Raw genomic sequence first — 24,188 nt, 5'->3', positions numbered from 1 at the left:
CACCTTGGCCAAGGTGTACCGCGACAAGCGGGTGAGCGTGACCCTGCAGGTGCCCGAGGCCGCGCAGGTGCCGATGGAGCAGGGGGCATTGCTCGAGCTGTTGGGCAACCTGCTGGAAAACGCCTACCGCCTGAGCCTGGGCCAGGTGCGGGTGAGCCTGGAGCAGGCGCCGGGGCAATTGACCTTGTGCATCGAGGATGATGGCCCAGGGGTGCCGGCCGATCAGCGTGAACGTATTCTGGAGCGCGGCGAGCGGCTCGACAGCCAGCACCCGGGGCAGGGCATCGGGTTGGCGGTGGTCAAGGACATCGTCGACAGCTATGACGCGGCGTTGAGCCTGGGCGACTCGCCACTGGGCGGCGCGGCGTTCAGGATCACCTTCCACCTGGATTGAGCGCTCGCCTGTAGCGGCCCTTTTGCGGGTTCATTCGCGAAAGGGCCGCTACAGGCAACCCCCAACGGGCGGATTCCCGCCACCTCCCCCTGTACAAATCCCGCCACCGGGCGGAAATCCGCCAGCCTTGCTCAGCCAGATCGCCCCGTCGTTGGGCATTTCTCCCCAGCAAATACGGCACCTGCACCCTTGCTGGGCATTTTGGCACCACCCTTGCTATCGATCTTCGCAGAGGCCTGCCCAGGCAGCTCGAACACAACGACAAATCCCTCCAGGTGCAGGAGGGTTAGCGATTCAGGTGCCGCATCGCCCTGGGAAGGGTGAACCGGCACACTTGAGGAAATTTAGCCATGACGACACGTCAGCCGCTGTACAAATCCCTGTATGTCCAGGTGTTGGTCGCCATCACCATCGGCATTCTGCTCGGCCACTATTACCCGGAAACCGGCGTCGCCCTCAAACCCTTGGGTGACGGTTTCGTCAAACTGATCAAGATGGTCATCGCCCCGATCATCTTCTGTACCGTGGTCAGCGGCATCGCCGGCATGCAGAGCATGAAGTCGGTCGGCAAGACGGGCGGCTACGCGCTGCTGTACTTTGAAATCGTCTCCACCATCGCCCTGATCATCGGTCTGGTAGTGGTCAACGTGGTCCAGCCGGGCGCTGGCATGCACATCGACGTCAACACTCTCAACGCCAGCAGCGTGGCCGCCTATGCCGCCGCCGGCGCACAGCAGACCACCGTCGGCTTCCTGCTCAACGTGATTCCCAACACCGTGGTCGGCGCCTTCGCCAACGGCGATATCCTGCAGGTGCTGATGTTCTCCGTGCTGTTCGGCTTCGCCCTGCATCGCCTGGGCAGCTACGGCAAGCCGGTGCTGGACCTGATCGACCGCTTCGCCCATGTCATGTTCAACATCATCAACATGATCATGAAGCTGGCCCCGGTCGGTGCCTTCGGTGCCATGGCCTTCACCATCGGCCAGTACGGCGTTGGTTCTCTGGTGCAGCTGGGCTACCTGATGGCCTGCTTCTACATCACCTGCCTGCTGTTCGTGCTGGTGGTGCTGGGCGGCATCTGCCGCGCCCATGGTTTCAGCGTGCTCAAGCTGATCCGCTATATCCGTGAAGAGCTGCTGATCGTGCTGGGTACTTCTTCCTCGGAATCGGCCCTGCCACGCATGCTGGCCAAGATGGAGCGCCTGGGTGCCAAGAAGTCGGTGGTTGGCCTGGTCATTCCGACCGGCTACTCGTTCAACCTGGACGGCACCTCGATCTACCTGACCATGGCTGCGGTATTCATTGCCCAGGCCACCGACACCACCATGGACATCACCCACCAGATCACCCTGCTGCTGGTGCTGCTGGTGGCTTCCAAAGGTGCTGCCGGCGTGACCGGTTCGGGCTTCATCGTCCTGGCTGCCACCCTGTCGGCTGTCGGCCACCTGCCGGTTGCCGGCCTGGCGCTGATCCTCGGCATCGACCGCTTCATGTCCGAGGCCCGCGCCCTGACCAACCTGGTGGGCAACGCTGTGGCTACCGTGGTCGTGGCCAAGTGGGTCAAGGAAATGGACAACGACAAGCTGGCCTCGGAGCTGGCCTCCGGTGGTTCGCCACTGGTCGATAACCGTCCGACCGACGACCTGGGCGTTGCTGAAGGCCCGGCTCGTTGATCGCGGTACAGTAAAACGAAAAGGCGACCCAGGGTCGCCTTTTTCGTGCCTGCGCGGCCCCTTTGTAGAAGCGGCCACGTCCAGCCAGCTCCGAGATCAGGCGGGCACCACCTCCAGCACCCGGATCACCTCCGGCTGCGGGTAATGCCAGCGCACCTGCACATCCCAGAACTTCACCCCATACACCCGCTCCGCCGCTGGCACCTGGTAGGCCGGCCGTGGGTCCTGCGCCAGGCATTGCTCGATCAGCTCCACCACCGGCTCACCCAGGCGCAAGGCATGTTCGCGGGCCTGGGGCAGGGCAGCGTCGCTCCACTGCACGGTGATCGCGGCGGGGGCTTCGCTGGCCATCTGGTTGCTGGCGCCAGCGATGCTGTCGGCGTAGGGCACATAGGGCTTGATGTCCAGCACCGGCGTGCCATCGAGCAGGTCGATCCCGGACAGCAGCAGGCGCCCGGGCTCCACGCCCTCGAGGCGCACCACCGACTGGCCGATGCCATTGGGCCTGTGCGTCGCACGGGTGGCGAATACACCCATGCTCTTGTTGCCGCCCAGGCGCGGCGGACGCACCTTCAGGCGTGGCTTGTCTTCCAGCGCCTGGTGGAACAGGAACAGCAGCCAGACATGGCTGACCTGCTCCAGGCCCGCGACCGCATCACCCTGGTCGAACGGCGGCAACAGCTCGAGCACACCGCGAGCGGCAGGTGCTAGCTGTGGCTGGCGCGGGATGGCGAACTTCTCCTTGAAACAGGAGCGGACGATTCCGACCGGAGCAACCGTATGCTGCATGACCGCTCAGCCACGTACGCGCAGGGTCAGGCCCTTGAGGAAGTTGCGCAGCAACTGGTCGCCACACGGGCGATAGTTGTCGTGGCCGACCTTGCGGAACAGTGCGCTGAGCTCGGGTTTGCTGACCGGGAAGTTGGCTGACTTGAGGATCGCATGCAGGTCATCTTCCTTGAGTTCGAAGGCTACCCGCAGCTTCTTCAGGATCAGGTTGTTGGTTACCGGCAGTTCGATCGGCTGCGGCGGGCGGCTGTCGTCCTTGCCACGGCGGTGGATCACCAGGCCGTCGAGAAAGTGCGCCATGACCCGCTCCGGGCAACGCACGAAGCCTTCCTCGTCTTCCTTTTTCAGGTAGGTGGCCAGCACCAGGGGATGCACCTCGAGGCCGGTTAGCCCGATGATCTCGGCCATCTTGGCGTCGTTCACCTTGAGCATGTAGCGCAAGCTGCGCAGGACGTCGTTGTGGTTCATTGCTGCAGAATCCTGTTCAGGTGCCGCGCCTGCGGGCGCGGCGTATTGCTTAGAAACGTTCGGTAGCGGCCAGGTAGCGCCACTGGCCCAGCGGCAGCTTGCCCATCGACACACCGCCCAGGCGGATGCGGCGCATGCTGAGCAGCTCCAGGCGCAGGTACGCGCACAGCTCGGCAATCTGCCCTGGTTGCGGGTTCTTCAGGACCATGCGCAGGTGGGTCTCGTTCTGCCAGCTGGCCTTGGCCCTGGGCAACTCGCGGTCATTGCGGGTGGCACCGCGTGCCAGGCGTTCCAGCGCCTGGGGCGTGGTCTCGCCGCGTACTTCAATGATGAACTCCTGCTCCAGGCGGCGCAGGTCGGCGTCGATCTTGCGGGTTACCCGCCAGTCCTGGGTGAATACCTGCAGGCCGCTGACACCAGGTTCCAGCGGAGCCACGCAGGCCTGCCGGGCAAAGTGCCCGTGCAGGGCGCGCACGCCTTCGCGATGGGCCTCGCTGAGGTTGCTCATGTTCATTTCGTCGCGGGCGGTTTCGCTGCTCATGCCTGCCGGCTGGTTCAGCAGCAGGGTAACCGGCTCCAGCGTTTCGGCGCGGGCGCCAGGCAGCAACTCGACGCACTGCTGCGCGACCTTGAACTGCGGTTGTTCGACCACCAGGCCATCGACCGTGACCCAGCCGCCTTCGATATACAGCTCGGCCTCGCGGCGGGAGCAGCCGAGTTGCTCGATAAGGCGTTTGGACAGGCGGACGGGTTCGGACATGACGGGGTTTCGCAAAGGCAGGGAAAGACGTGCATTGTACCTGCCTGCGCGCCAGAGGGGCTGGGAATCTGTGTCATTTACGCCATTTTGCGCAGGCGCATGTGCAGCAAAGGGTAGGGTTGGCCCAGGCCATCGGTCGCCGAACGGCCGATCACCTCGAAACCTTCATGCAGGTAGAAGCCCAGGGCCTGCGAATTCTGTTCATTGACGTCCAGGCGCTCGGCATTCAGCTCATCGATCGCATAGTGCAGAAGGCGTTTGCCAACCCCTTTGCCGCGGTAATCCGGTGCGACGAACAGCATGTCCACGCGCCCGCTGGCGACCCCGGCGAAGCCACAGATGCGTTGGCGGTCCTTGCAGCAGACCAGCATCACCGCATCGAGGTAGCGGCGCAGCACGTGTTCGCGCAGCAACAGGATGTAGCCCTCAGGAAGAAAGTCGTGGGTAGCGCGTACCGAGTCTTCCCACACCTGTACCAGTTCGTCGTAGTCCCTCAAGCGCGGGGTTTGCAACGTCATTGTCGAATGCATGGGCAGGATTCCTCGAGGGTACCCTGACAACATAGCAGGCCAACCGTCAGTCAGCGCTTACCCGCTGCCCTGATGCAAAAAGGCCCTGCTCCGGCAGCCGGAACAGGGCCTTTTCGTGCTGCCGCTGGGTCAGACCGGTTCAGCCCACAGGTCGTACTCGTCGGCATCCACCACGCGGCAACGCACCTTGTCGCCTGGCTTGAAGCCATGATCGCCGTCGATGAACACGCTGCCGTCGATTTCCGGTGCGTCGAAGAAGCTGCGACCAACCGAGCCCTGTTCTTCGACTTCATCGATCAGCACGTCGATTTCCTTGCCGATACGCAGTTGCAGGCGGGCGGCACTGATGGCCTGCTGGTGCGCCATGAAGCGATCCCAACGCTCCTGCTTGACCTCGTCCGGTACTTCTTCCAGGCCCAGGTCGTTGGCCGGGGCGCCTTCCACCGGCGAGTACTGGAAGCAGCCCACGCGGTCCAGCTGGGCTTCGGTCAGCCAGTCAAGCAGGTACTGGAAGTCTTCCTCGGTCTCGCCCGGGAAACCGACGATGAAGGTGGAGCGGATCACCAGCTCCGGGCATTGCTCGCGCCAGTGCTTGATGCGTGCCAGGGTGCGGTCCTCGAACGCCGGGCGCTTCATGGCCTTTAGCACTTTCGGGCTGGCATGCTGGAACGGGATGTCCAGATACGGCAGGATCTTGCCGGCGGCCATCAACGGGATCACGTCGTCGACGTTCGGGTACGGGTATACATAGTGCAGGCGCACCCAGGCGCCCAGGCTGCTCAGGGCCTCGCACAACTCGAGCATGCGGGTCTTGACCGGGCGGCCATTCCAGAAGTCGGTCTTGTACTTGACGTCGACGCCGTAGGCGCTGGTGTCCTGGGAAATCACCAGGATCTCCTTGACCCCGGCCTTGACCAGGCGCTCAGCCTCGCTCAGCACTTCGCCCACCGGGCGGCTGACCAGCTTGCCGCGCATCGACGGGATGATGCAGAAGCTGCAGCTGTGGTTGCAGCCTTCGGAAATTTTCAGGTACGCATAGTGACGCGGGGTCAGTTTGACACCTTGTGGCGGTACCAGGTCGATCAGCGGGTTGTGGTCCTGGCGCGGCGGTACCACTTCGTGCACGGCGTTGACCACCTGCTCGTACTGCTGCGGGCCGGTGACCGACAACACGCTCGGGTGCACGTCACGGATGCTGCCTTCCTCGACACCCATGCAGCCGGTGACGATGACCTTGCCGTTTTCCTTGATCGCTTCACCGATCACTTCCAGCGACTCGGCCTTGGCGCTGTCGATGAAGCCGCAGGTGTTGACCACCACCACGTCGGCGTCCTCATAGGTGGGCACGACTTCATAGCCTTCCATGCGCAGCTGGGTCAGGATGCGCTCGGAATCGACCAGGGCTTTCGGGCAACCCAGGCTTACGAAACCTACCTTGGGGGTGGCGGGCGTGGTGGACATGACTAACCTCGGTATCGAATACAGGTCGCCCGACCGGAATCGGGGGCGATCTTGACGGGCGCTTTTGGCGCCTCTGATCAAAAAGTGCGCAATTCTAGCGAGCGCCGAGTCGCTTGACCAGCAGAAATGCGACGAACGCTGCGCTATGCTTCGCGCCATTGCGTCAGGTTGCATTTCAGCCTGGGCAGGAACGATGAATGGCAAAGGTCTACAAGGCCGTCTGCGGGAGTGGTCGATGGTTCAGGCAAGCAGTCACGCCGAGGGCGGGCACGAGGGGAAGCAGGGCGCGACGCGGTCGCTGAGCCTGCTGGTGGCAGCGGTCGGGGTGGTTTATGGCGATATCGGTACCAGCCCGTTATATACCCTCAAGGAAGTCTTCACCGGCGGTTACGGGGTGCCGGTCAACCATGACGGCGTACTCGGGATCCTGTCGCTGATCCTCTGGTCATTGTTATGGGTGGTGTCGTTCAAGTACGTGATGTTCATCCTGCGTGCCGACAACCAGGGCGAAGGTGGCACCATGGCGCTGACCGCACTGGCACGGCGGGCCACGGCGGCCTATCCGCGTTTGCAGACGCTGATGGTGGTGTGCGGGTTGATTGGCGCTTCGCTGTTCTACGGCGACAGCATGATCACGCCGGCCGTGTCGGTCCTGTCGGCGGTGGAGGGCATGGGCCTGGCGTTCGAAGGCATCGACCACTGGGTGGTGCCGATTTCGCTGGTGATACTGGTAGCGCTGTTCCTGGTGCAGAAGCACGGCACCGAGAAGATCGGCAAGCTGTTCGGCCCGATCATGGTCACCTGGTTCGTGGCGCTAGGCGCGCTGGGGGTGTATGGCATCGCGCAATCCCCGGAAGTGCTCAAGGCGTTCAACCCGGCCTGGGCAGTGAACTTCTTCGTGGTTCACCCCGGCATGGGCGTTGCCATTCTCGGTGCGGTGGTGCTGGCGCTGACCGGTGCCGAGGCGCTGTATGCCGACATGGGCCACTTCGGCCGCAAGCCGATTGCCCGGGCCTGGTTCGCCCTGGTGCTGCCAGCGCTGGTGCTCAACTACTTTGGCCAGGGCGCATTGCTGCTGCAGGACCCGGAGGCGGCACGCAACCCGTTCTACCTGTTGGCGCCAGGCTGGGCGCTGCTGCCGATGGTCGGCCTGGCGACCATGGCCACGGTGATCGCTTCGCAGGCGGTGATCTCGGGGGCGTTTTCGCTGACCCGCCAGGCCATCCAGTTGGGCTATATCCCGCGCATGCAGATCCAGCACACCTCCAGCGACGAACAGGGGCAGATCTACATCGGCGCGATCAACTGGACGCTGATGGTCGGCGTGGTCCTGCTGGTGCTCGGTTTCGAGTCGTCCGGCGCGCTGGCGGCGGCCTACGGCGTGGCGGTGACCGGTACCATGCTGATGACCACCATCCTGGTTTCGGCGGTGATGCTGCTGCTGTGGAAATGGCCGCCCGTGCTGGCGGTGCCGATCCTGGTGGGTTTCCTGCTGGTCGATGGGCTGTACTTTGCCGCCAACGTGCCGAAGATCGTCCAGGGCGGTGCCTTCCCGGTACTGGCAGGGGGGGTGCTGTACCTGTTGATGAGCACCTGGAAGCGCGGCAAGCAGATCCTGGTGGAGCGTATCGACGAAGGCGCGTTGCCGCTGCAGCTGTTCATCAGCAGTATCCGCATCCAGCCGCCGCACCGGGTCGAAGGCACGGCGGTGTTCCTCACGGCGCGCTCCGATGCCGTACCCCATGCGCTGTTGCACAACATGCTGCATAACCAGGTGCTGCACAGCCAGGTGGTGCTGTTGACGGTGGTCAACGAGGATCGGCCGCGAGTGCCGGAGCAGGAGCGTTTCGAGGTGGAGGCCTATGGTGAAGGGTTCTTCCGCGTATTGCTGCACTTCGGCTTCATGGATGAACCGGATGTACCGGCGGCGTTGCGCCTGTGCCACCTGGACGAACTGGACTTCACCCCGATGCGTACCACCTACTTCCTCAGCCGCGAGACGGTGATCGCATCGCGGCTGGAGGGCATGTCGCGTTGGCGGGGCAACCTGTTCGCGTTTCTGCTGAAGAATGCCAACGGTAACCTGCGCTTCTTCAACCTGCCGTTGAACCGGGTGATCGAATTGGGGACGCAGGTCGAGATCTGATTTTCAGGGCAGGCGCAGGCACTCACATGTAGCTGTTTCGCGGATTTATCCGCGAAACAGGCGGTGCGGTGGCTGGCACTGGCTGTATTGGTGAGCGCGGCGCCAGTGGCAGTGTGAGCAGGCGCGCCCGCGAGTGAACCCTTCAGGGCTATCAGTTCTGTGCCGCCACGCTCGACTTGCCCTGGCGCGTCTCGATCTCGTCGATCAGGCGCTTGGCCAGCGCCGGGTAGTTTTCATCGAAGTGGTGCCCACCTGGCAGTTTCAGACGCTCGCCGACCGCCGTCTTGTCGGTGCAGCCGCTCTCGTCGGTTTCCTCGACGCCATACACGCACACCACCTTGGATGCCGGCAACCTGGCCATTTCCGGCCCGGTCGGTGCTTCCTGGCCTTCCTTGCCAAGCCAGCCCTCGACTTCGATTTCGAAGCTGCCGCTGCGGGCAAAGGCCAGCAGCATCACCGCGTCGATGCGCTGCTGGTCTTCTACCGGCAGGCGGTTGTAGATCGCCGGCAACACGTCGGCGCCGAACGAATAGCCGGTCAGCACGAAGCGCTTGGTACCCCATTTCTGCCGATAGTGCTGCATCAGCTCGGACAGGTCGGCGGCGCTTTGTTCCGGGGTCTTGTGTTGCCAGTAGTAGCGCAGCGTGTCGATGCCCACCACCGGGTAGCCCAGCTTGGCCATTTCCCCGGCCACGTCACGGTCCAGGTCGCGCCAGCCGCCGTCACCCGAGAGGAACAGGGTGACCGTGTCGGTGGTCTGCCCGGCAGGCACCTCGACCACCGGGATGGCCAGGGCGTTGCCGTCGTGGCCGACCAGGGCCTGGGTCAGCTGCGCCCTGAGCACCTGCGGCAGGTGGATGTCGTAGTCGCTGATGCTGGTTTCGGCATTGGCCTGGTCGCGCACGAAGGCGGCGCTGGCGTCATCCGGGTTGTCGTTCCAGGCGACATTCCAGTGGCCATGGGCGGCCGATTTTGGCAGGGGGGCCTGGCAACCGGGTTGTTCGAGATTGAAATCCACCGAAATCGCCCGGGCCTTGTCGTCGTTCTGGCTGGCCAGCCAGCGCCAGGCCTGGGCCGCGCCCGGGCCGATACCGGCGACCAGGGTCGGCTGCTGGGGCAACTGGGCGAGGGCCTGGCTCATGGCCTGCTGCTGCTTGCTGCAGTCATTGGCCGGCAGCAACACCTGCACCAGTTGCGCTTCGCCGGCCTTGGCCAGGTCGAGCAACTGCTTGTCGGTCAGTGCCTGGTCCCGCGGGACAGCTATGACCACCCGGGCCTTGGGATGTACGCCTGGTGTCACACGGGTGATCGCGGTGTCATTGATGCTCAGTTGCTCCAGGCGCGCCTCGGGGGCCGGGCGCGTCCACAGCCAGAACGCCAGCGCCCCCACCAGGGCGGCCAGCAGCAGGGGAGTCAGCAGGTACAGCCAAAAGCGTCGGGTCATCAACGTTTCACCAATCCAGTCAAGCCGCCTGCGATCAGGGCGGCGGTGTCGGCCAGTGCCACCAGCGGGTCGAGCCCGGCCGGCACGGCCATGTAGCGGGGTTCCCAGTCCGGTTGGAACTTGTCCTTGAAGCGTCGCAGCCCCTGGAAGTTGTACAACTGCTCACCGCGGCGGAACACCAGTGAACCCAGGCGCTGGGTCAGCGGCGCACCACGCCGCGGCTGCAGGCCGGAAAGCGGTACCATGCCCAGGCTGAAGCGGGTGTAGCCGTGGCTTTTGTAGTGCAGGATCAGGCCGATCATCATGAATTCCATGGTCAGCTTCGGGGCCTCGGGATGTGCGCGCATCAGGTCGAGGCTGGCCAGCTCCTTGCTGTGGGTTTCCAGCAGGTTGGCAAAGGCCACCGGGCGGCCCTGAAAGCGGATCAGGGCAATGCGGAAGTGCTGCAGGTACTCGGGGCTGAAGCGCCCCAGCGAGAAGCCTTTCTCGCGCACGTTCTTGCCGCCGAGCCAGGCATCGGAAATTTCCTTCAGCTCTGCCAGTGGGGCATGGCCGGGTTCATGGATTTCCAGGCTCAAACCGTCACGGCCACCGCGGTTCCAGGTGTAGCGCAGGTCCTTCATCTCCCTGCCCTTGGCTTCCAGGTCGAAACGGTGCAGGTCGACCCTGGCTTCTTCGCCCAGTTTCAGCGCGGTCAGGCCGATGTCCATGTAGAACGGCAGGTTTTCAGCACGCACCTGGTAGAACACCGGTCGGGCGTGGTGCAGGTCGCAGAGGTCACGGAATTGCCAGATCATCTCGGCGCGCTCCTGGGCCGGGCCGATCGGGTCATACAGGGCCACCAGGCTACGGCCGCGACGTGCGTACATGAGGAAGGCGTTGTCGCCCGGGTGGAACAGCAGCGCCTTGTCGCCGGTCAGGGCCAGGCCGCCATCGGGCTGGTCAGAGGCCAACAGAATGCGGTTGGCCCGTTGCAGTTCCTGTGCATCAGGCAGGTGAATCACGGGCGGTGCCGTGCGCAGCAGCCAGGTCAGGGCCACGGCCGCCAGCAGCAGGGCGCTGCCCATGGCGGCGCGCAGGCCACGCGGGGCGTCGGCATCGAGGGTGAACTGCCACCACAGCTGATGGCTGTAGGGCACATCCTGGTAGGCGAACAGCAGCAGCCACACCGATGCCCCGACCACGCAGGCGCTGGCCACCAGGAACACTGGCGAGAACGGCAGCTCCAGCAAGCGGCTGGGGCGGTAGAAGGAGCGTCGGAACAGGGCAAGCAGGGCGGCGGTGAAGGTCAGCAGGCAGGCCTCTTCCCAATCAAAACCCTTCAGTAACGACAGCAGGGCGCCAACCAGCAACAGCACGGTGGTCAGCAGCCAGGCTGCGGACAGGCGCCGGCGCAGGCCCTGGGCCAGCAGCAGGCACAATACCCCGATCAGGCTGGCGCCGAAGTGCGAGGCATCGATCAGACGGTGCGGCACCAGGAAACCCATGTGCTCAAGACGCGTGTCGATCTCGGGCGTGGCCCCGGAGAACAGCAGCACCACCCCGGACAGGAACACCAGAATCGACAGCACCGGTGCCGCCAGCCCGGAAGCCGCCTTGATGGCCTGTTGTGTGAACAGCAGGCGCCGGGCTTCGTTGGCCAGCAGCAACACGCAGGCCAGCAGCAGCGGTAGCACCACGTAGATCAGCCGATACAGCAGCAGGGCCGCTGCCAACGGTGCCGCGCCAAGCTGGTCGGCAAAGGCGGCCAGCAGGATCGCTTCGAACACCCCGACGCCGCCTGGCACATGGCTGAGCACGCCTGCGGCCAGGGCCAGCAGATACACCAGGACAAAGGCGCCGAACGGTGGTGCTGCGGGCAGCAGCAGATACAACACGGTCGCCGCAGCGGCGACATCCAGCGCGGTAATCAGCAATTGCAGGGCGGCCAGGCGGGCGCCCGGCAGACGCAGTGTGCGGCGGCCCAGTTGTACCAGCAGGTTGTCGGCCACGGGTTGCTCGGCCAGGCGACGGCGGTACAGGCCAACCACCATCACCCCACACAGCACCAGCACAACTGTGGCGATGGCCGCCAGCAAGCCAGGCGCCAGGCCCAGCGCGGCCGAGGCCGCCGGCAGGTCACTCAGGGTCGCCAGGGCAGCCAGGGGCGGCAGCGCACAGCCCAGTGACAGGCTGGCGAACACGGTCATCCGCGCCACTTCGCCTGCGCCTACCCCCTGGCGCGCATACAGGCGGTAGCGCACCGAGCCGCCGGACAGCATCGACAGGCCAATGGCGTTGCCGATGGCAAAGGCGCTGAAACCGCCCAGCACCAGGCTGCGTGCTGGCAATTGTACACCGGCATAGCGGCTGGCCGACCATTCGTAACCCAGCAGGATCACGAAACCGAGCACGGTTGCCAGCAAGGCGCCCAGCAATGACTGGGCCGGCACGCTGAGCATGGCATCGTGCAAGGCATGGATGTCCAGCTCGCTCAGCAGGTGGCGGCAGGCAATCAAGGCCATGGTGAACAATACCAGGGTCACGATCAGCCCGATGGGCTGGCGATAGCGGCTCAGGCGTTCGAGCAACGGCAGACGTTGCACGGCACCGGGCAGCGCCGAGGCGAGTGCGGCCGGGTTGTCGGGGTTGTGCGAAGTCATGGATTGCCCCGGGCATGCAGCGCGAGGTGAGGGAAAGGTGTGGCCAAGTGAATGTCCCTTAGAAAAACGTATCCAATGTTACTCCGGCCTCAGCCGCTTGCAGCGGCCTGGGCGGGTTAAAGATAGTTCATCCTCGGTACGCGCTCTCAAGCGCGCGGGCTGAATGGAAGACGGGTAAATACGGGGCGCAGAAAGCAGGGAAGGGAAAAGCAACAAACCCCGCGCTGCTGTTACACAGGCGGGGTTTGTTCTGACGAATATGGTTGCGGGAGCCGGATTTGAACCGACGACCTTCGGGTTATGAGCCCGACGAGCTACCAGGCTGCTCCATCCCGCGTCAGTGGGGCGAATTCTACAGTTTCCAGAGTGGCTGTCAAGCGCTAGTCGTTGATTTTTTTGATATTTCTTCGAGCGCTTTGTTCGAGGCAAAAGAAAAAGGCCACTGTGTGAACAGTGGCCTTTTCTCGAATCTGGTTGCGGGAGCCGGATTTGAACCGACGACCTTCGGGTTATGAGCCCGACGAGCTACCAGGCTGCTCCATCCCGCGCCTGTGAGATCGAATTCTACGGATTTAACCGTGGCTGTCAAGCATCTTTTAAAAAAAACCTTTCCTGTTCAAACTCTTAGCGTTCGGATATTGGGGTTCAGCTCAGGCGCGGCGGGGCTTTCAGCCCGATCATCGCGCACGGCTGCCTCCCGGCTGCACACTGCCAGTCGCATGCGATACTATCTGTATGAATTTACAGTGCTGACGAGCATCCATGTCCTTGCGCAAGATCATTCACGTTGACTGCGATTGCTTTTACGCCGCGATCGAGATGCGTGACGACCCGCGCCTGGCCGGACGGCCCATGGCGGTAGGGGGCTCACCTGACCAGCGCGGGGTGATCGCCACTTGCAACTACGAGGCGCGTGCCTACGGGGTGCGTTCGGCCATGTCCTCGCGGCATGCTCTGAAGCTGTGCCCCGACCTGCTGATCGTCAAGCCGCGCTTCGAGGCCTACCGGGAGGCCTCGCGGGAAATTCACACGATATTCCGTGACTACACCGAACTGATCGAGCCGCTGTCGCTGGATGAGGCGTACCTGGATGTGACTGACAGCCAGTGGTACTCGGGCAGTGCCACGCGCATTGCCGAGGATATCCGCCGGCGTGTCGCCCGCACCCTGCATATCACCGTCTCGGCTGGCGTTGCACCGAACAAGTTCCTGGCCAAGGTCGCCAGTGACTGGCGCAAGCCCAATGGCCTGTTCGTGATAACCCCGGGCGAAGTGGAGGCGTTCGTTGCCGCCTTGCCGGTGGCCAGGTTGCACGGGGTGGGCAAGGTAACAGCAGACAAGTTGGCGCGGCTGGGTATCGAGACCTGCCTTGAGCTGCGCGGCTGGTCGCGTCTGGCACTGGTGCGCGAGTTCGGCAGTTTTGGCGAACGGTTATGGGGGCTGGCGCGCGGTATCGATGAGCGTGCGGTACACAATGACAGCCGGCGGCAGTCGGTCAGCGTGGAAAACACCTACGACACCGACTTGCCGGACCTGGCCAGCTGCCTGGCACGGCTGCCCGAGCTGCTGGAAAGCCTGAACGAGCGCATCGCCCGTATGGACAGCAGTTACCGGCCGGAAAAACCCTTCGTCAAGGTCAAGTTCCATGACTTCAGCCAGACCACCCTGGAGCAGGCGGGGGCCGGTCGGGACCTGGACAGTTATCGGCAGTTGCTGGGGCAGGCGTTTGCCCGTGGCGGCAAGCCGGTGCGCTTGCTGGGGGTGGGGGTGAGGTTGCGCGATTTGCGTGGGGCGCATGAGCAGCTGGAGCTGTTCCCGCCTGGATAAGCAGCCGTGATCAGGCTGTGCGGCCCTTGCAGGAGCGGCCTGGTGTCGCGATGGGCCGCTCCTGCAAGGCAACGCATGGTGCCGGCTATTGCACGCCTGGATCAGCCACCAACCGGCCAGTGGCCTTGGTCAGCGACTGCAGGAACTCCTGCTGCAGCTCCGGATCGTTGCGGGTCAGTTCGATCAGGCTCTGTTCCATTTCGCTGGCTTCTTCTTCCAGCCCCAGTTCAGACAAGCGCTTGACCCGATGCACCCATTGGCTGACGTCGTCGTCCTCAAGGTCATCGAAGATCAGTTCGTGGGCTTCGAGCAGCTTGTTGCGCAGGGTGGCGCTGACCAGCAGGCTGGCATCGCCACGAACGGCGTTGTCCTCGTCGACCACCTGCAGGTGCAGGGTGCCGATGTGATTGAGATTCTGCTCGGAGAACGGGCTGTCGAGCAGGTTCAGGCGCAACACGCCGTTCCTGTCGGTAGTCAGCTCGTGGGTGGCCTTGCCAGCTTTGACCTCGACCAGACGCTCGCTCCAGGGCACGCTGGTGGACTCTTCGCGCTTGCCTTTCTGCACTTCGCTGATTCCGGCCAGGTTCTGCTGGGCACGGCCGTTGGAAGGCACGTTCATGAACGGGTTGAGCCCGTCCACACCGTAGCTGAGCCAGTCGTGGGTAATGCTTTCCGGCAGGTTGCCCAGGGCGAAGACGTTGACCACGTTGGCGCCGACGCCTGCCACCACGGCCACTGCCCCCAGCGGGATCTCGTAGATCTCCCGCCAGGGCTGGTAGGGCGTGTAGCGGTCATAGCGACGGGTAACTTCGAACTCGGTGACTTCGAAGCGCTGCTGCTCATGCACGCGCACACGTCGTTGCGGAAGCTCCATCACCTTCGGCTCGCCGACATCGATCTGCAGGGTGTGCTCGAGCAGTTTGCGCTCGACGCGCTCCTCATGGTCGCTGCGCTGGGACATCTGGTTGGCGCAGCCGCTGACGAGCAGGGCGCCGCACAGTGCGGCGCCCCCCAGGGTAAAGGTACTTCGCTTGTACATGATCACTCGTGCATTGGTTATCAGCGGCGAACGCGTGTCTGCAGGAAGTTCAGCACCTCGGCCAGTGGCAATGCCTGGGCGTCCTGCTCGGTGCGGTGCTTGTATTCCAGGTTGCCTTCGGCCAGGCCGCGATCGCTGACGACGATGCGGTGCGGGATGCCGATCAGCTCCATGTCGGCAAACTTGATGCCGGGGCTGGTCTTCTTGTCGCGGTCGTCCAGCAGCACCTCGTAACCGGCGGCGGTCAATTCGGCGTACAGCTTGTCGGTCGCCTCGCGGACCACGTCGGTTTCGTAGCGCAGTGGTACCAGGGCGATCTGGAACGGGGCCAGGGCGTCATTCCAGATGATGCCCTTGTCGTCATGGTTCTGCTCGATGGCAGCGGCGACCACGCGGGACACGCCGATACCGTAGCAGCCCATGGCCAGGGTGACTGGCTTGCCGTTCTCACCGAGTACCTGGCACTTCAGCGCCTCGCTGTACTTGGTGCCCAGCTGGAAGATGTGGCCCACTTCGATACCGCGCTTGATCACCAGGGTGCCCTGGCCGTCCGGGCTCGGGTCGCCTTCGACCACGTTACGCAGGTCGGCCACCTGTGGAACCGGGAGGTCGCGCTCCCAGTTCACGCCGAAGTAGTGCTTGTCGTCGATGTTGGCGCCGATGCCGAAGTCGCTCATCAGGGCAACCGAACGGTCGATGATGATTTCCAGCGGCAGGTTCAGCGGGCCGAGCGAACCGGCGCCGGCACCGATGGCCTCGCGCAGTTCGGCGTCGCTGGCCATGACCAGCGGGTCGGCCACCTGTTCCAGCTTGGCGGCCTTGATTTCGTTGAGTTCGTGGTCGCCACGAACGATCAGCGCAACCAGCTTGCCTGGTTCTGCGCCGTGCACGATCAGGGTCTTGACGGTTTTCTCGATTGGCAGGCCGAAGTTTTCCACCAGCTGGGCGATGGTCTTGGCGTTCGGCGTGTCGACCAGGCGCAACTCCTCGGTAGGCGCAGGGCGCACGGTTTCCCGTGGGATGGCCTCGGCCTTCTCGATGTTGGCGGCATAATCCGAGCTGTCGCTGAAGATCACGTCGTCTTCGCCGGACTCGGCCAGCACGTGGAATTCATGCGAGTAGCTGCCACCGATGGAGCCGGTGTCGGCCTGCACTGGGCGGAAGTCCAGGCCCAGGCGGGTGAAGATATTGGTGTACGCCTGGTGCATGCGATCGTAGGTTTCCTGCAGGGAAGCCTGGTCGGCATGGAACGAGTAGGCGTCCTTCATGATGAACTCGCGGCCGCGCATCAGGCCGAAGCGCGGGCGGATCTCGTCACGGAACTTGGTCTGGATCTGGTACATGTTGAGCGGCAGCTGTTTATAGCTGGATAGCTCGTTGCGGGCCAGGTCGGTAATCACTTCCTCGTGGGTCGGGCCGACGCAGAAGTCGCGCTGGTGGCGGTCTTTCAGGCGCAGCAGCTCGGGGCCGTACTGTTCCCAGCGGCCGGATTCCTGCCACAGTTCGGCGGGCTGGATGCTGGGCATCAGCACTTCCAGGGCGCCGGCGGCGTTCATTTCCTCGCGCACCACGGCCTCGACCTTGCGCATCACCCGCAAGCCCATCGGCAGCCAGGTGTACAGGCCGGAGGCCAGTTTGCGGATCATGCCGGCACGCAGCATGAGCTGATGGCTGATGACCACTGCGTCGGCAGGGGTTTCTTTCTGGGTGGCGAGCAAATATTGACTGGTGCGCATGGTGAGCCGTGTCGATTGCCTAAGACATTGAAATGACCCCGCATTGTACGGGGGGGAAACGCAGGCGTACAGGATGCCCCAGGGCGTGGCGCTTGTCAGCCAAGAAAAAGCCCGGCGTGATTGCCGGGCTTTTTCAGCTGCGGGGCACTGCAAGCCAGGCTTACAGGATGCTCAGCGGGTACTCCACGATCAGGCGCAGTTCGTCGATCGACGGGGAATCGTAGTAGACACCGTCGGAAGAGCGGTAGGTGGCCTGACGCACGCGGAAGCTCAGGTCTTTCGCCGGGCCTTCCTGCAGTACGTATTTGATGTCGATGTCGCGTTCCCATTCCTTGCCGTTGCTGGTGCCGGCGACGTTGGCGTCGGTACCGCGTACATAACGGGTCATGAAGGTCAGGCCTGGAATGCCGTACTCGGCAAAGTTCAGGTCGTAGCGAGCCTGCCAGGATTTCTCGTCTTCGGCGTTGAAGTCGGAACGGGCCACGGAGTTGGCCAGGAAGATGGTGCCGCCACCGTCGATACCATAGCCATAGTCGCCGTCGCCGGTGACTTTCTGGTAGGCCAGGGTGAAGGTGTGAGCGCCGATGTTGTAGGCGCCCGACAGGCTGAACGCGCGGTTGTCCAGCTTGTCACCGTCGAAGGCGCGGTATTCGGCCGAGCCTTCGCTCTTGGTGTCATAGATGTTGAAGTCGAACACCAGGCCTTGCTTGTCGGAGATTGGCAGCGCCCAGTTGACGTTGGCGTAGTACTTGCGCCAGTAGTCTTCAACCTTCGAGTAGTACAGGCTGGTGCTGAGGTTGTCGGTGAAGGCGTAGGTACCACCAACTACGTTGGCTTCCTTCAGGCCGAAGCTGTCGCGGTTGGTCTGCTCCTGGGCCGTCAGGCTGGTGAAGTGACCAGCGTGCAGGGTCAGGCCTTCGATCTCGTTGCTGGTGATCAGGGTGCCCTGGGCGATTTCTGGCAGCAGGCGGCTGTCGTCGGTGGCGAAGACAGGCAGTGCGGTGAACTGGTCACCCACTTTCAGCACGGTGTCGGAGATGCGGAACTTGACCGCGCCGCCGCCCTTGGAGTAATCGTCCTGCGAACGGCCGTCGGAGCCGGTCGGGAACAGGCCGGTACCGGCGCGGCCCCTGCCGCTGTCCAGTTTCAGGCCGAGCATGCCGATGGCGTCGACACCAACACCTACGGTGCCTTGGGTGAAGCCGGACTCGAAGGTGCCGACGAAGCCCAGGCCGGTTTCTTCGCGACGGCTCTGGCCGCCTTCGTTGTTACGGAAATCACGGCTGAAGTACAGCATGCGGGTCTTGACGTTCAGCTTGCTGTCTTCGATGAAACCTTTGGACTCGTCCTGGGACGAGGCCAAAGCCAACTGCGAGGTCCCTGCCGCAACGGCCAGGGCGATCATGCTCCACTTCATCACGCGCATCGTGATTTGCTCCTTTGGTTTTTAGGAAGAGTACCGCTGCGCCATCTGTTCTAGTTATATGGTGCAGCTCTTTCTTGTTATGTCGGCGAAAATGTATAGCACGCTGACTGTTGTTGGCGATATGGCTATAAGCATCCTTTACGGAACTTTTTTATCATGTCGCTTTCAGGTGTTTCCATGTCGCAAATCACGCCCCGGTTATGGGCCGTACAACGCCAGCGTTGTTTCCATCGTCGTCTTGCATCGGTTGATGCAATTCCGGCGCGGGAAACTCCCTGGTAACCAATGCCGCTGTGTCATTTGTCGCGTTCAACTGCCATAGCAGATGTCGTGCCGACTTGGCGTGAAGGGAATGCAACAAGCGTGCTCAAAATACGCAACACTTCATGAAATTTTCACAAAACCCGCTACCGAGGGTCGGAAAGCACCGAAAACACGGGGCGGGGCTGGTTCCGGACATATCGCAGTCGAGAATCATTAAAAACAAAAAAGCTGTCATGAAAATGAATGTGTTACCGCAACTAGTTCAACCAGAGTCATTTGTGGGGTGGCCAGTGTGGTGGGCGGGGCACGGCAGGCCTCATTTTGGTGCGAAAAGTAGCGCTGTGTTACCGGGAACGTGCAAGGTATCCTTGCAGGCTTGTACTCCGCGCGTAGCGGGTGGGTGTTGCCTGAAGGAGATTTGCCGTGTTCGTCCTCGATTCGCGTTTGCAGCAGGATGCCCTGGTGTTGGGAGAGTTTGCGCTGTGCCAGTTGTTACTGAGCAAGGACGCCAACTACCCGTGGTTCATCCTGGTGCCCAAGCGCGCCGGTATCAGCGAGCTGTTCGAGCTGGATGCGGCGCAGCAGCAGCAGTTGTGGCAGGAAACCACCCGCCTGGCGGAGGCGCTCAAGGCGAGCTACAAGGCCGACAAGATGAACGTTGCCACCCTCGGTAATGTGGTCAGTCAGTTGCACATGCACGTAATCGTGCGCCAGCGCGACGACGCCGCCTGGCCTGCGCCGGTGTGGGGCAAGTGCCCGGCAGTGGCCTATACCGACGAGCAAGTACAAGCCGTACGCCAGCGTCTGCGTGAACTGAAACTCGATGGGTATGTAGAGGCCTGATATGTCGTTGGAAATGCGAATGGTCGAGCTGGAAACCCGTCAGGCATTCCAGGATGACACCATCCAGGCGCTGAATGATGTGGTGGTCGAGCAGGCGCGGGTGATCGAGCGGCTGCAATTGCAGATGGCCGAGCTGATCAAGCGTTACGAAGAGATGGTCGGTCAGTACGGCAATGACGGGGAGGAGGCGCCGCCGCCTCATTATTGAAGCCGATAACGCTGGATGAGCAGCAACCCTGTGGGGCGGGCGAGCCCGCCTCCACAGGAAGTGACCGTCGCAGATGATCAGCGGCGGGTGACAGCGACCACGTCTTCAGCCTGCAGGCCCTTGTCGCGGTGCATCACCGAGAACTCCACGCGCTGGCCTTCGACCAGGATGCGGTGGCCTTCACCGCGAATGGCGCGAAAGTGCACGAAGATGTCATCACCCGAATCGCGGGAGATGAAGCCGAAGCCTTTGGAGGTGTTGAACCACTTGACGGTACCGGTATCACGGTTGCCGGATTCCTGCGTTGCCGGCTGGTTGGTGCGTGCCTTGCGCGCGCTGCGGGCAAGGCCTGCGGCCAGGTGTGCCGCCACGGCCAGGGCTGCGCAGACCAGCGCGGCCAGGTTGCCCATTTCCGGGCGTGCCAGCACCGTCAGGGTCTGCAGTACCACCGCCACCACCAGCAAGGCGCAAGCCAGGTATTGCAACTGCTGGCGGGCGCCACGGTAGTACAGTGGCACCACCGGGGCAAGAATCAGGTTGAGCAGACCGAACAGGGCCAGGTAGACCGCGTCGGGTTGTTGCAGGAAAGGACTTGCATCGGTTTTCAGGCTGGGTATGAACGATAGCAGCAAGGCTGCCACGCCCGTCACCAGATGGACGATCTTGAACATGGGTAGGCTCACAGTTGATAAGGCTGGTCACAGGAAGAGCCGGCGGCACGGTGCGCATTGAGGTATGGCGCGCGAACACGTGACAGGCCGGCCTATGCACCCGGCAATGGCAGTCCGCACGGGTGGCACACTGCCTATTTAACAGTAAAGCCGCAGGCTACTCAAACCACAGGCTGCCAAGCGCTGTGCTGCGCCATGTCGCATGCGCCCTGCGACAAGTGTTGCTAAAGTGGTCGGCACCCGCTTGAGTCTCAAGCCTTATGGAAAGGGGAACTTCATGGCAATCGATATCGGTATCAGTGAAGAAGATCGCAAGTCCATCGTCGATGGGTTGTCCCGTCTGTTGTCGGATACCTATGTGCTGTATCTGAAAACCCATAACTTCCACTGGAACGTCACCGGTCCGTCGTTCCGCACCCTGCACCTGATGTTCGAGGAGCAGTACAACGAGCTGGCGCTGGCGGTCGACTCGATCGCCGAGCGCATTCGCGCCCTGGGCTTCCCGGCGCCGGGGTCCTATGCCTTCTATGCGCGGCACTCCTCGATCAAGGAGGAGGAAGGGGTACCACCCGCAGACGAGATGATCCGCCAGCTGGTGCAGGGGCAGGAGGCTGTGGTGCGTACCGCGCGCAGCATCTTCCCGGTGGTGGACAAGGTCAGTGACGAACCGACTGCCGACCTGCTGACCCAGCGCATGCAGGTGCATGAGAAGACTGCCTGGATGCTGCGGGTGCTGCTCGACGGCAAGTAATCGTTGCGCTTTGGGTAGGAGCGGCCTCCTGTCGCGATGAGTCGCTCCTGCATATCCCGCATACTTGGTGATTCTGATCAGGAAGATTTTGCCGCTGCTCTAACCGCGCTCGTCAGCGCTTAATAGGCCACCTGCTACCTGTGACGAGGAGAAGTGGCGCATGATGCAAGCGAGCAAGCGTGTGGCTGGCCAGGGGCGCTGGCCCGGTAAACAGTGCATCGATCCGTTCAAGGCGGATTTCGACATGCAGCAGACCCAGCCGGTGTCGCGTTCGGTAAGGCTCAACGGTTTTTCCACTTGCCTGCGCCTGGAAGCCGTCTACTGGGGTATCCTCGAACGCATCGCTGCGGCCAATCGCTGTTCGGTCAGCGCCGTGCTGTCCTACGTCGACCGCGAAGTGCACCTGCGCCAGGGTGGGGTGCGCAACTTCAGCGGGCTGATCCGGGTGATCTGTGTCGCCTGGCTGCAGGACCCGCCCAGTGTGCGCTGATCGCCTGGCGGGCTGCGCAGTGCTTGCTAACCATATATAATCGCGCTTTTTGCTGCCCCGGCAGCCAGCGTTATGGTTGACGAGAGACACCCATGCCCCTTTATGACTATCAATGTGCATCCTGCGAGCACCGCATGGAAGTGCTGCAGAAGATCAGCGCCGCGCCGCTGACCGATTGCCCGGCCTGCCAGGCGCCGGCGCTGAAGAAGCTGCTGTCGGTGCCAGGCTTCCGCCTGAGCGGTAATGGTTGGTACGAAACCGACTTCAAGACCGGGGCGAAAAAGAATCTGGCAGGCGGCGACAAGGCCGACTGAGTTGAATGCTGTGACCGGGTCTTGCAGTATTAGCCCTCCGGGCGGCCAAGGCCTCCACCGAATACACGAATCACGAGAAGCGAAACCACCATCATGATGCGCAGCCATTATTGCGGCCAACTGAACGAGAGCCTGGACGGCCAGGAAGTCACCCTTTGCGGCTGGGTCCATCGTCGCCGCGACCACGGCGGGGTGATCTTCCTCGACATCCGTGACCGCGAAGGCATGGCCCAGGTCGTGTTCGACCCGGATCGCGCCGAAACCTTCGCCGCGGCCGACCGCGTGCGCAGCGAATACGTCGTGCAGATCACCGGCAAGGTGCGCAAGCGCCCTGAGGGTGCGGTGAATGCCAACATGGCGTCCGGTGCCATCGAGATTCTCGGCTACCAGCTGAACGTGCTCAACGAAGCGGAAACCCCGCCGTTCCCGCTCAACGAATATTCCGACGTCGGTGAGGAAACCCGCCTGCGCTACCGCTTCATCGACCTGCGTCGCCCGGAAATGGCCGACAAGCTGCGCCTGCGCTCGCGCATCACCAGCAGCATCCGTCGCTTCCTCGACGAAAACGGCTTCCTCGATGTCGAAACGCCGATCCTGACCCGCGCCACCCCGGAAGGCGCGCGTGACTACCTGGTGCCAAGCCGTACTCACGCCGGCAGCTTCTTCGCCCTGCCGCAGTCGCCGCAGCTGTTCAAGCAACTGCTGATGGTCGCTGGCTTCGACCGCTACTACCAGATCGCCAAGTGCTTCCGTGACGAAGACCTGCGGGCCGACCGCCAGCCGGAATTCACCCAGATCGACATCGAGACCAGCTTCCTCGATGAAAGCGAGATCATGGGCCTGACCGAAAGCATGATCCGCAAGCTGTTCAAGGAAGTGCTGGATCTGGAATTCGGCGAATTCCCGCACATGACCTTCGAAGAAGCCATGCGCCGCTACGGTTCCGACAAACCTGACCTGCGCATTCCGCTGGAACTGGTCGACGTTGCCGACCAGCTGAAGGACGTGGACTTCAAGGTGTTCGCCGGCCCGGCCAACGATCCGAAGTGCCGTGTTACCGCCCTGCGTCTGCCAGGCGGTGCCAGCATGCCGCGCAGCAAGATCGACGAGTACACCAAGTTCGTCGGCATCTACGGTGCCAAGGGCCTGGCCTACATCAAGGTCAACGAGCGCGCCAAGGGCGTCGAAGGCCTGCAGTCGCCGATCGTCAAGAACATCCCCGAGGCCAACCTCAATACCATCCTCGACCGCGTTGGTGCCGTTGACGGCGACATCGTGTTCTTCGGTGCCGACAAGTTCAAGGTGGTCAGCGAAGCCCTGGGCGCGCTGCGTATCCGCCTGGGCCACGACTTCGAGCTGCTGACCTGCGAGTGGGCGCCGATGTGGGTGGTCGACTTCCCGATGTTCGAAGAGAACGAAGACGGCAGCTTCACTGCGCTGCACCACCCGTTCACCGCGCCGAAGTGCACCCCGGAAGAGCTCGAGGCCAACCCGGCCGCAGCCCTGTCGCGTGCCTACGACATGGTCCTGAACGGTACCGAACTGGGTGGCGGTTCGATCCGTATCCACCGCAAGGAAATGCAACAGGCCGTGTTCCGCCTGCTGGGCATCGAAGCAGCAGAACAGGAAGAGAAATTCGGCTTCCTGCTCGACGCCCTGAAGTTCGGTGCGCCGCCTCACGGTGGCCTGGCCTTCGGCCTGGACCGCCTGGTCATGCTGATGACCGGCGCCCAGTCGATCCGTGAAGTGATCGCCTTCCCGAAAACCCAGAGCGCCGCGTGCGTCATGACCCAGGCCCCTGGCCTGGTCGACGCCAAGGCCCTGCGCGAGCTGCACATCCGACTGCGCGAACAGGCCAAGGTCGAGTAAGCGGTCCTCGGGCGCATCCACAGGGATGCGCCTTTGCGTTTCGGCGCAGGCAATTTCCCGTCCCGCCCCGTACAGGGGCGGGGCTGTTTGTGATTCAAAGGATTCGGAGTCGTTATGGCTGGTCATTCCAAGTGGGCGAACATCAAGCACCGCAAAGAGCGCCAGGATGCCAAGAGAGGCAAGATCTTCACCAAGTGGATCCGCGAACTGACGGTCGCTGCCAAGCAGGGCGGCCCTGACCCGGCCTCCAACCCGCGCCTGCGCCTGGCACTGGACAAGGCCCTGGGCGCCAACATGAGCCGTGACATCATTGATCGCGCCGTGGCTCGTGGTGCTGGTACCAACGAAAGCGACAACGTCGAAGAACTCAGCTACGAAGGCTACGGCCCGGGCGGTGTGGCGATCATGGTCGAGGCCATGACCGACAACCGCAACCGCACCGC

General features: G+C 63.0%; 22 protein-coding genes and 2 tRNA genes. 11 read left to right on the top strand and 13 right to left on the bottom strand.

Annotated elements, in window-relative coordinates; translation table 11 throughout:
* Both B4L76_RS22375 and B4L76_RS22370 read left to right on the top strand, forming a co-directional pair.
* The coding region (locus B4L76_RS22375; RefSeq protein WP_296235269.1) for an ATP-binding protein at nt 1–394 on the top strand (394 nt) is incomplete at its 5' end.
* 350 nt (nt 395–744) lie between these two features.
* Nucleotides 745–2,067: a dicarboxylate/amino acid:cation symporter gene (locus B4L76_RS22370; protein ID WP_225778889.1), complete on the top strand. Its 1,323-nt coding sequence runs from the start codon at nt 745–747 to the stop codon at nt 2,065–2,067.
* Between the two features lie 96 nt (nt 2,068–2,163).
* On the opposite strand, the gene tsaA is transcribed toward B4L76_RS22370, so the two are convergent.
* From tsaA to rimO, 5 genes are all read right to left on the bottom strand, one after another.
* Nucleotides 2,164–2,856 carry a tRNA (N6-threonylcarbamoyladenosine(37)-N6)-methyltransferase TrmO gene (gene tsaA / locus B4L76_RS22365; RefSeq protein ID WP_296235268.1) on the bottom strand — a complete coding sequence of 231 codons (693 nt, stop codon included), beginning with the start codon at nt 2,854–2,856 and terminating at the stop codon, nt 2,164–2,166.
* 6 nt (nt 2,857–2,862) lie between these two features.
* Nucleotides 2,863–3,324: a DUF1456 family protein gene (locus B4L76_RS22360; RefSeq protein WP_296235267.1), complete on the bottom strand. Its 462-nt coding sequence runs from the start codon at nt 3,322–3,324 to the stop codon at nt 2,863–2,865.
* Nucleotides 3,325–3,373: 49 nt separating this feature from the next.
* The gene (locus tag B4L76_RS22355; RefSeq protein ID WP_296235266.1) at nt 3,374–4,084 is read right to left on the bottom strand and encodes an rRNA pseudouridine synthase; all 711 of its coding nucleotides are present in this window, start codon (nt 4,082–4,084) and stop codon (nt 3,374–3,376) included.
* A 77-nt stretch (nt 4,085–4,161) separates the two neighbouring features.
* A complete protein-coding gene (locus B4L76_RS22350) occupies nt 4,162–4,614 on the bottom strand; it encodes a GNAT family N-acetyltransferase (RefSeq protein ID WP_296235265.1) in 453 nt (150 codons plus the stop codon).
* A gap of 129 nt (nt 4,615–4,743) precedes the next feature.
* Nucleotides 4,744–6,075, bottom strand: a complete 1,332-nt coding sequence (rimO, locus tag B4L76_RS22345) for a 30S ribosomal protein S12 methylthiotransferase RimO (RefSeq protein ID WP_296235264.1) — start codon at nt 6,073–6,075, stop codon at nt 4,744–4,746.
* Nucleotides 6,076–6,310: 235 nt separating this feature from the next.
* On the opposite strand from rimO, the gene B4L76_RS22340 reads away from it, so the two are divergent.
* Nucleotides 6,311–8,221 (top strand): potassium transporter Kup, encoded by a 1,911-nt coding sequence (locus B4L76_RS22340; RefSeq protein WP_296235263.1) that lies wholly within the window; start codon nt 6,311–6,313, stop codon nt 8,219–8,221.
* A gap of 151 nt (nt 8,222–8,372) precedes the next feature.
* Here B4L76_RS22340 and B4L76_RS22335 read toward each other — a convergent pair whose 3' ends face one another.
* The 4 genes from B4L76_RS22335 to B4L76_RS22320 form a co-directional block, all read right to left on the bottom strand.
* The gene (locus B4L76_RS22335; RefSeq protein ID WP_296235262.1) at nt 8,373–9,665 is read right to left on the bottom strand and encodes a virulence factor family protein; all 1,293 of its coding nucleotides are present in this window, start codon (nt 9,663–9,665) and stop codon (nt 8,373–8,375) included.
* Nucleotides 9,665–12,307: a bifunctional lysylphosphatidylglycerol flippase/synthetase MprF gene (gene mprF / locus B4L76_RS22330; RefSeq protein WP_296235261.1), complete on the bottom strand. Its 2,643-nt coding sequence runs from the start codon at nt 12,305–12,307 to the stop codon at nt 9,665–9,667. Before mprF ends, B4L76_RS22335 begins: the two co-directional genes overlap by 1 nt.
* Before the next feature lie 260 nt (nt 12,308–12,567).
* Nucleotides 12,568–12,644, bottom strand: a tRNA-Met gene (locus tag B4L76_RS22325).
* Nucleotides 12,645–12,778: 134 nt separating this feature from the next.
* Nucleotides 12,779–12,855: transfer RNA gene (locus tag B4L76_RS22320), tRNA-Met, on the bottom strand.
* A gap of 220 nt (nt 12,856–13,075) precedes the next feature.
* Here B4L76_RS22320 and dinB point away from each other — a divergent pair.
* Nucleotides 13,076–14,134: a DNA polymerase IV gene (gene dinB, locus B4L76_RS22315; protein ID WP_296235273.1), complete on the top strand. Its 1,059-nt coding sequence runs from the start codon at nt 13,076–13,078 to the stop codon at nt 14,132–14,134.
* 85 nt (nt 14,135–14,219) lie between these two features.
* Here dinB and B4L76_RS22310 read toward each other — a convergent pair whose 3' ends face one another.
* The 3 genes from B4L76_RS22310 to B4L76_RS22300 all read right to left on the bottom strand — a co-directional run bounded on the left by B4L76_RS22310 (nt 14,220) and on the right by B4L76_RS22300 (nt 18,335).
* Nucleotides 14,220–15,173 carry a hypothetical protein gene (locus B4L76_RS22310; RefSeq protein ID WP_296235260.1) on the bottom strand — a complete coding sequence of 318 codons (954 nt, stop codon included), beginning with the start codon at nt 15,171–15,173 and terminating at the stop codon, nt 14,220–14,222.
* Between the two features lie 20 nt (nt 15,174–15,193).
* Nucleotides 15,194–16,909: a proline--tRNA ligase gene (locus tag B4L76_RS22305; RefSeq protein ID WP_296235259.1), complete on the bottom strand. Its 1,716-nt coding sequence runs from the start codon at nt 16,907–16,909 to the stop codon at nt 15,194–15,196.
* A gap of 160 nt (nt 16,910–17,069) precedes the next feature.
* Nucleotides 17,070–18,335 carry an OprD family porin gene (locus B4L76_RS22300; protein ID WP_296235258.1) on the bottom strand — a complete coding sequence of 422 codons (1,266 nt, stop codon included), beginning with the start codon at nt 18,333–18,335 and terminating at the stop codon, nt 17,070–17,072.
* 687 nt (nt 18,336–19,022) lie between these two features.
* On the opposite strand from B4L76_RS22300, the gene B4L76_RS22295 reads away from it, so the two are divergent.
* Entirely contained in the window at nt 19,023–19,442 is a 420-nt protein-coding gene (locus tag B4L76_RS22295) for an HIT family protein (RefSeq protein ID WP_296235257.1), read from the top strand.
* Between the two features lies 1 nt (nt 19,443).
* Complete coding sequence (locus B4L76_RS22290) at nt 19,444–19,650, top strand: SlyX family protein (RefSeq protein ID WP_225778872.1); 207 nt, start codon at nt 19,444–19,446, stop codon at nt 19,648–19,650.
* A gap of 77 nt (nt 19,651–19,727) precedes the next feature.
* Here B4L76_RS22290 and B4L76_RS22285 read toward each other — a convergent pair whose 3' ends face one another.
* Nucleotides 19,728–20,321 (bottom strand): cold-shock protein, encoded by a 594-nt coding sequence (locus tag B4L76_RS22285; protein ID WP_296235256.1) that lies wholly within the window; start codon nt 20,319–20,321, stop codon nt 19,728–19,730.
* 277 nt (nt 20,322–20,598) lie between these two features.
* Here B4L76_RS22285 and B4L76_RS22280 point away from each other — a divergent pair, with 277 nt between their 5' ends.
* The 5 genes from B4L76_RS22280 to B4L76_RS22260 all read left to right on the top strand — a co-directional run.
* Nucleotides 20,599–21,072, top strand: coding sequence for a Dps family protein (locus tag B4L76_RS22280; RefSeq protein ID WP_003254783.1), 474 nt, complete (start codon nt 20,599–20,601; stop codon nt 21,070–21,072).
* A gap of 160 nt (nt 21,073–21,232) precedes the next feature.
* Nucleotides 21,233–21,562: a ribbon-helix-helix domain-containing protein gene (locus B4L76_RS22275; RefSeq protein ID WP_170031570.1), complete on the top strand. Its 330-nt coding sequence runs from the start codon at nt 21,233–21,235 to the stop codon at nt 21,560–21,562.
* Nucleotides 21,563–21,654: 92 nt separating this feature from the next.
* Complete coding sequence (locus B4L76_RS22270) at nt 21,655–21,876, top strand: FmdB family zinc ribbon protein (protein WP_003254776.1); 222 nt, start codon at nt 21,655–21,657, stop codon at nt 21,874–21,876.
* Nucleotides 21,877–21,969: 93 nt separating this feature from the next.
* Nucleotides 21,970–23,745, top strand: a complete 1,776-nt coding sequence (gene aspS, locus B4L76_RS22265; RefSeq protein WP_296235255.1) for an aspartate--tRNA ligase — start codon at nt 21,970–21,972, stop codon at nt 23,743–23,745.
* A 114-nt stretch (nt 23,746–23,859) separates the two neighbouring features.
* A partial coding sequence (locus tag B4L76_RS22260; RefSeq protein WP_296235254.1) for a YebC/PmpR family DNA-binding transcriptional regulator occupies nt 23,860–24,188 on the top strand: 329 nt, incomplete at its 3' end.

The sequence above is a fragment of the Pseudomonas sp. UBA4617 genome (assembly GCF_002386445.1).
GTDB lineage: Bacteria > Pseudomonadota > Gammaproteobacteria > Pseudomonadales > Pseudomonadaceae > Aquipseudomonas.
This window is presented reverse-complemented; position numbering and strand designations above follow the sequence as displayed.

Coding starts and splice junctions, on each gene's coding strand:
- B4L76_RS22290 (WP_225778872.1), top strand. CDS start 19,444: ATGTCGTTGGAAATGCGAATGGTCGAGCTGGAAACCCGTCAGGCATTC.
- B4L76_RS22310 (WP_296235260.1), bottom strand. CDS start 15,173: ATGTACAAGCGAAGTACCTTTACCCTGGGGGGCGCCGCACTGTGCGGC.
- aspS (WP_296235255.1), top strand. CDS start 21,970: ATGATGCGCAGCCATTATTGCGGCCAACTGAACGAGAGCCTGGACGGC.
- B4L76_RS22275 (WP_170031570.1), top strand. CDS start 21,233: ATGATGCAAGCGAGCAAGCGTGTGGCTGGCCAGGGGCGCTGGCCCGGT.
- rimO (WP_296235264.1), bottom strand. CDS start 6,075: ATGTCCACCACGCCCGCCACCCCCAAGGTAGGTTTCGTAAGCCTGGGT.
- tsaA (WP_296235268.1), bottom strand. CDS start 2,856: ATGCAGCATACGGTTGCTCCGGTCGGAATCGTCCGCTCCTGTTTCAAG.
- B4L76_RS22270 (WP_003254776.1), top strand. CDS start 21,655: ATGCCCCTTTATGACTATCAATGTGCATCCTGCGAGCACCGCATGGAA.
- B4L76_RS22305 (WP_296235259.1), bottom strand. CDS start 16,909: ATGCGCACCAGTCAATATTTGCTCGCCACCCAGAAAGAAACCCCTGCC.
- B4L76_RS22280 (WP_003254783.1), top strand. CDS start 20,599: ATGGCAATCGATATCGGTATCAGTGAAGAAGATCGCAAGTCCATCGTC.
- B4L76_RS22350 (WP_296235265.1), bottom strand. CDS start 4,614: ATGCATTCGACAATGACGTTGCAAACCCCGCGCTTGAGGGACTACGAC.
- B4L76_RS22360 (WP_296235267.1), bottom strand. CDS start 3,324: ATGAACCACAACGACGTCCTGCGCAGCTTGCGCTACATGCTCAAGGTG.
- B4L76_RS22335 (WP_296235262.1), bottom strand. CDS start 9,665: ATGACCCGACGCTTTTGGCTGTACCTGCTGACTCCCCTGCTGCTGGCC.
- mprF (WP_296235261.1), bottom strand. CDS start 12,307: ATGACTTCGCACAACCCCGACAACCCGGCCGCACTCGCCTCGGCGCTG.
- B4L76_RS22340 (WP_296235263.1), top strand. CDS start 6,311: ATGGTTCAGGCAAGCAGTCACGCCGAGGGCGGGCACGAGGGGAAGCAG.
- B4L76_RS22355 (WP_296235266.1), bottom strand. CDS start 4,084: ATGTCCGAACCCGTCCGCCTGTCCAAACGCCTTATCGAGCAACTCGGC.
- B4L76_RS22285 (WP_296235256.1), bottom strand. CDS start 20,321: ATGTTCAAGATCGTCCATCTGGTGACGGGCGTGGCAGCCTTGCTGCTA.
- B4L76_RS22300 (WP_296235258.1), bottom strand. CDS start 18,335: ATGCGCGTGATGAAGTGGAGCATGATCGCCCTGGCCGTTGCGGCAGGG.
- B4L76_RS22370 (WP_225778889.1), top strand. CDS start 745: ATGACGACACGTCAGCCGCTGTACAAATCCCTGTATGTCCAGGTGTTG.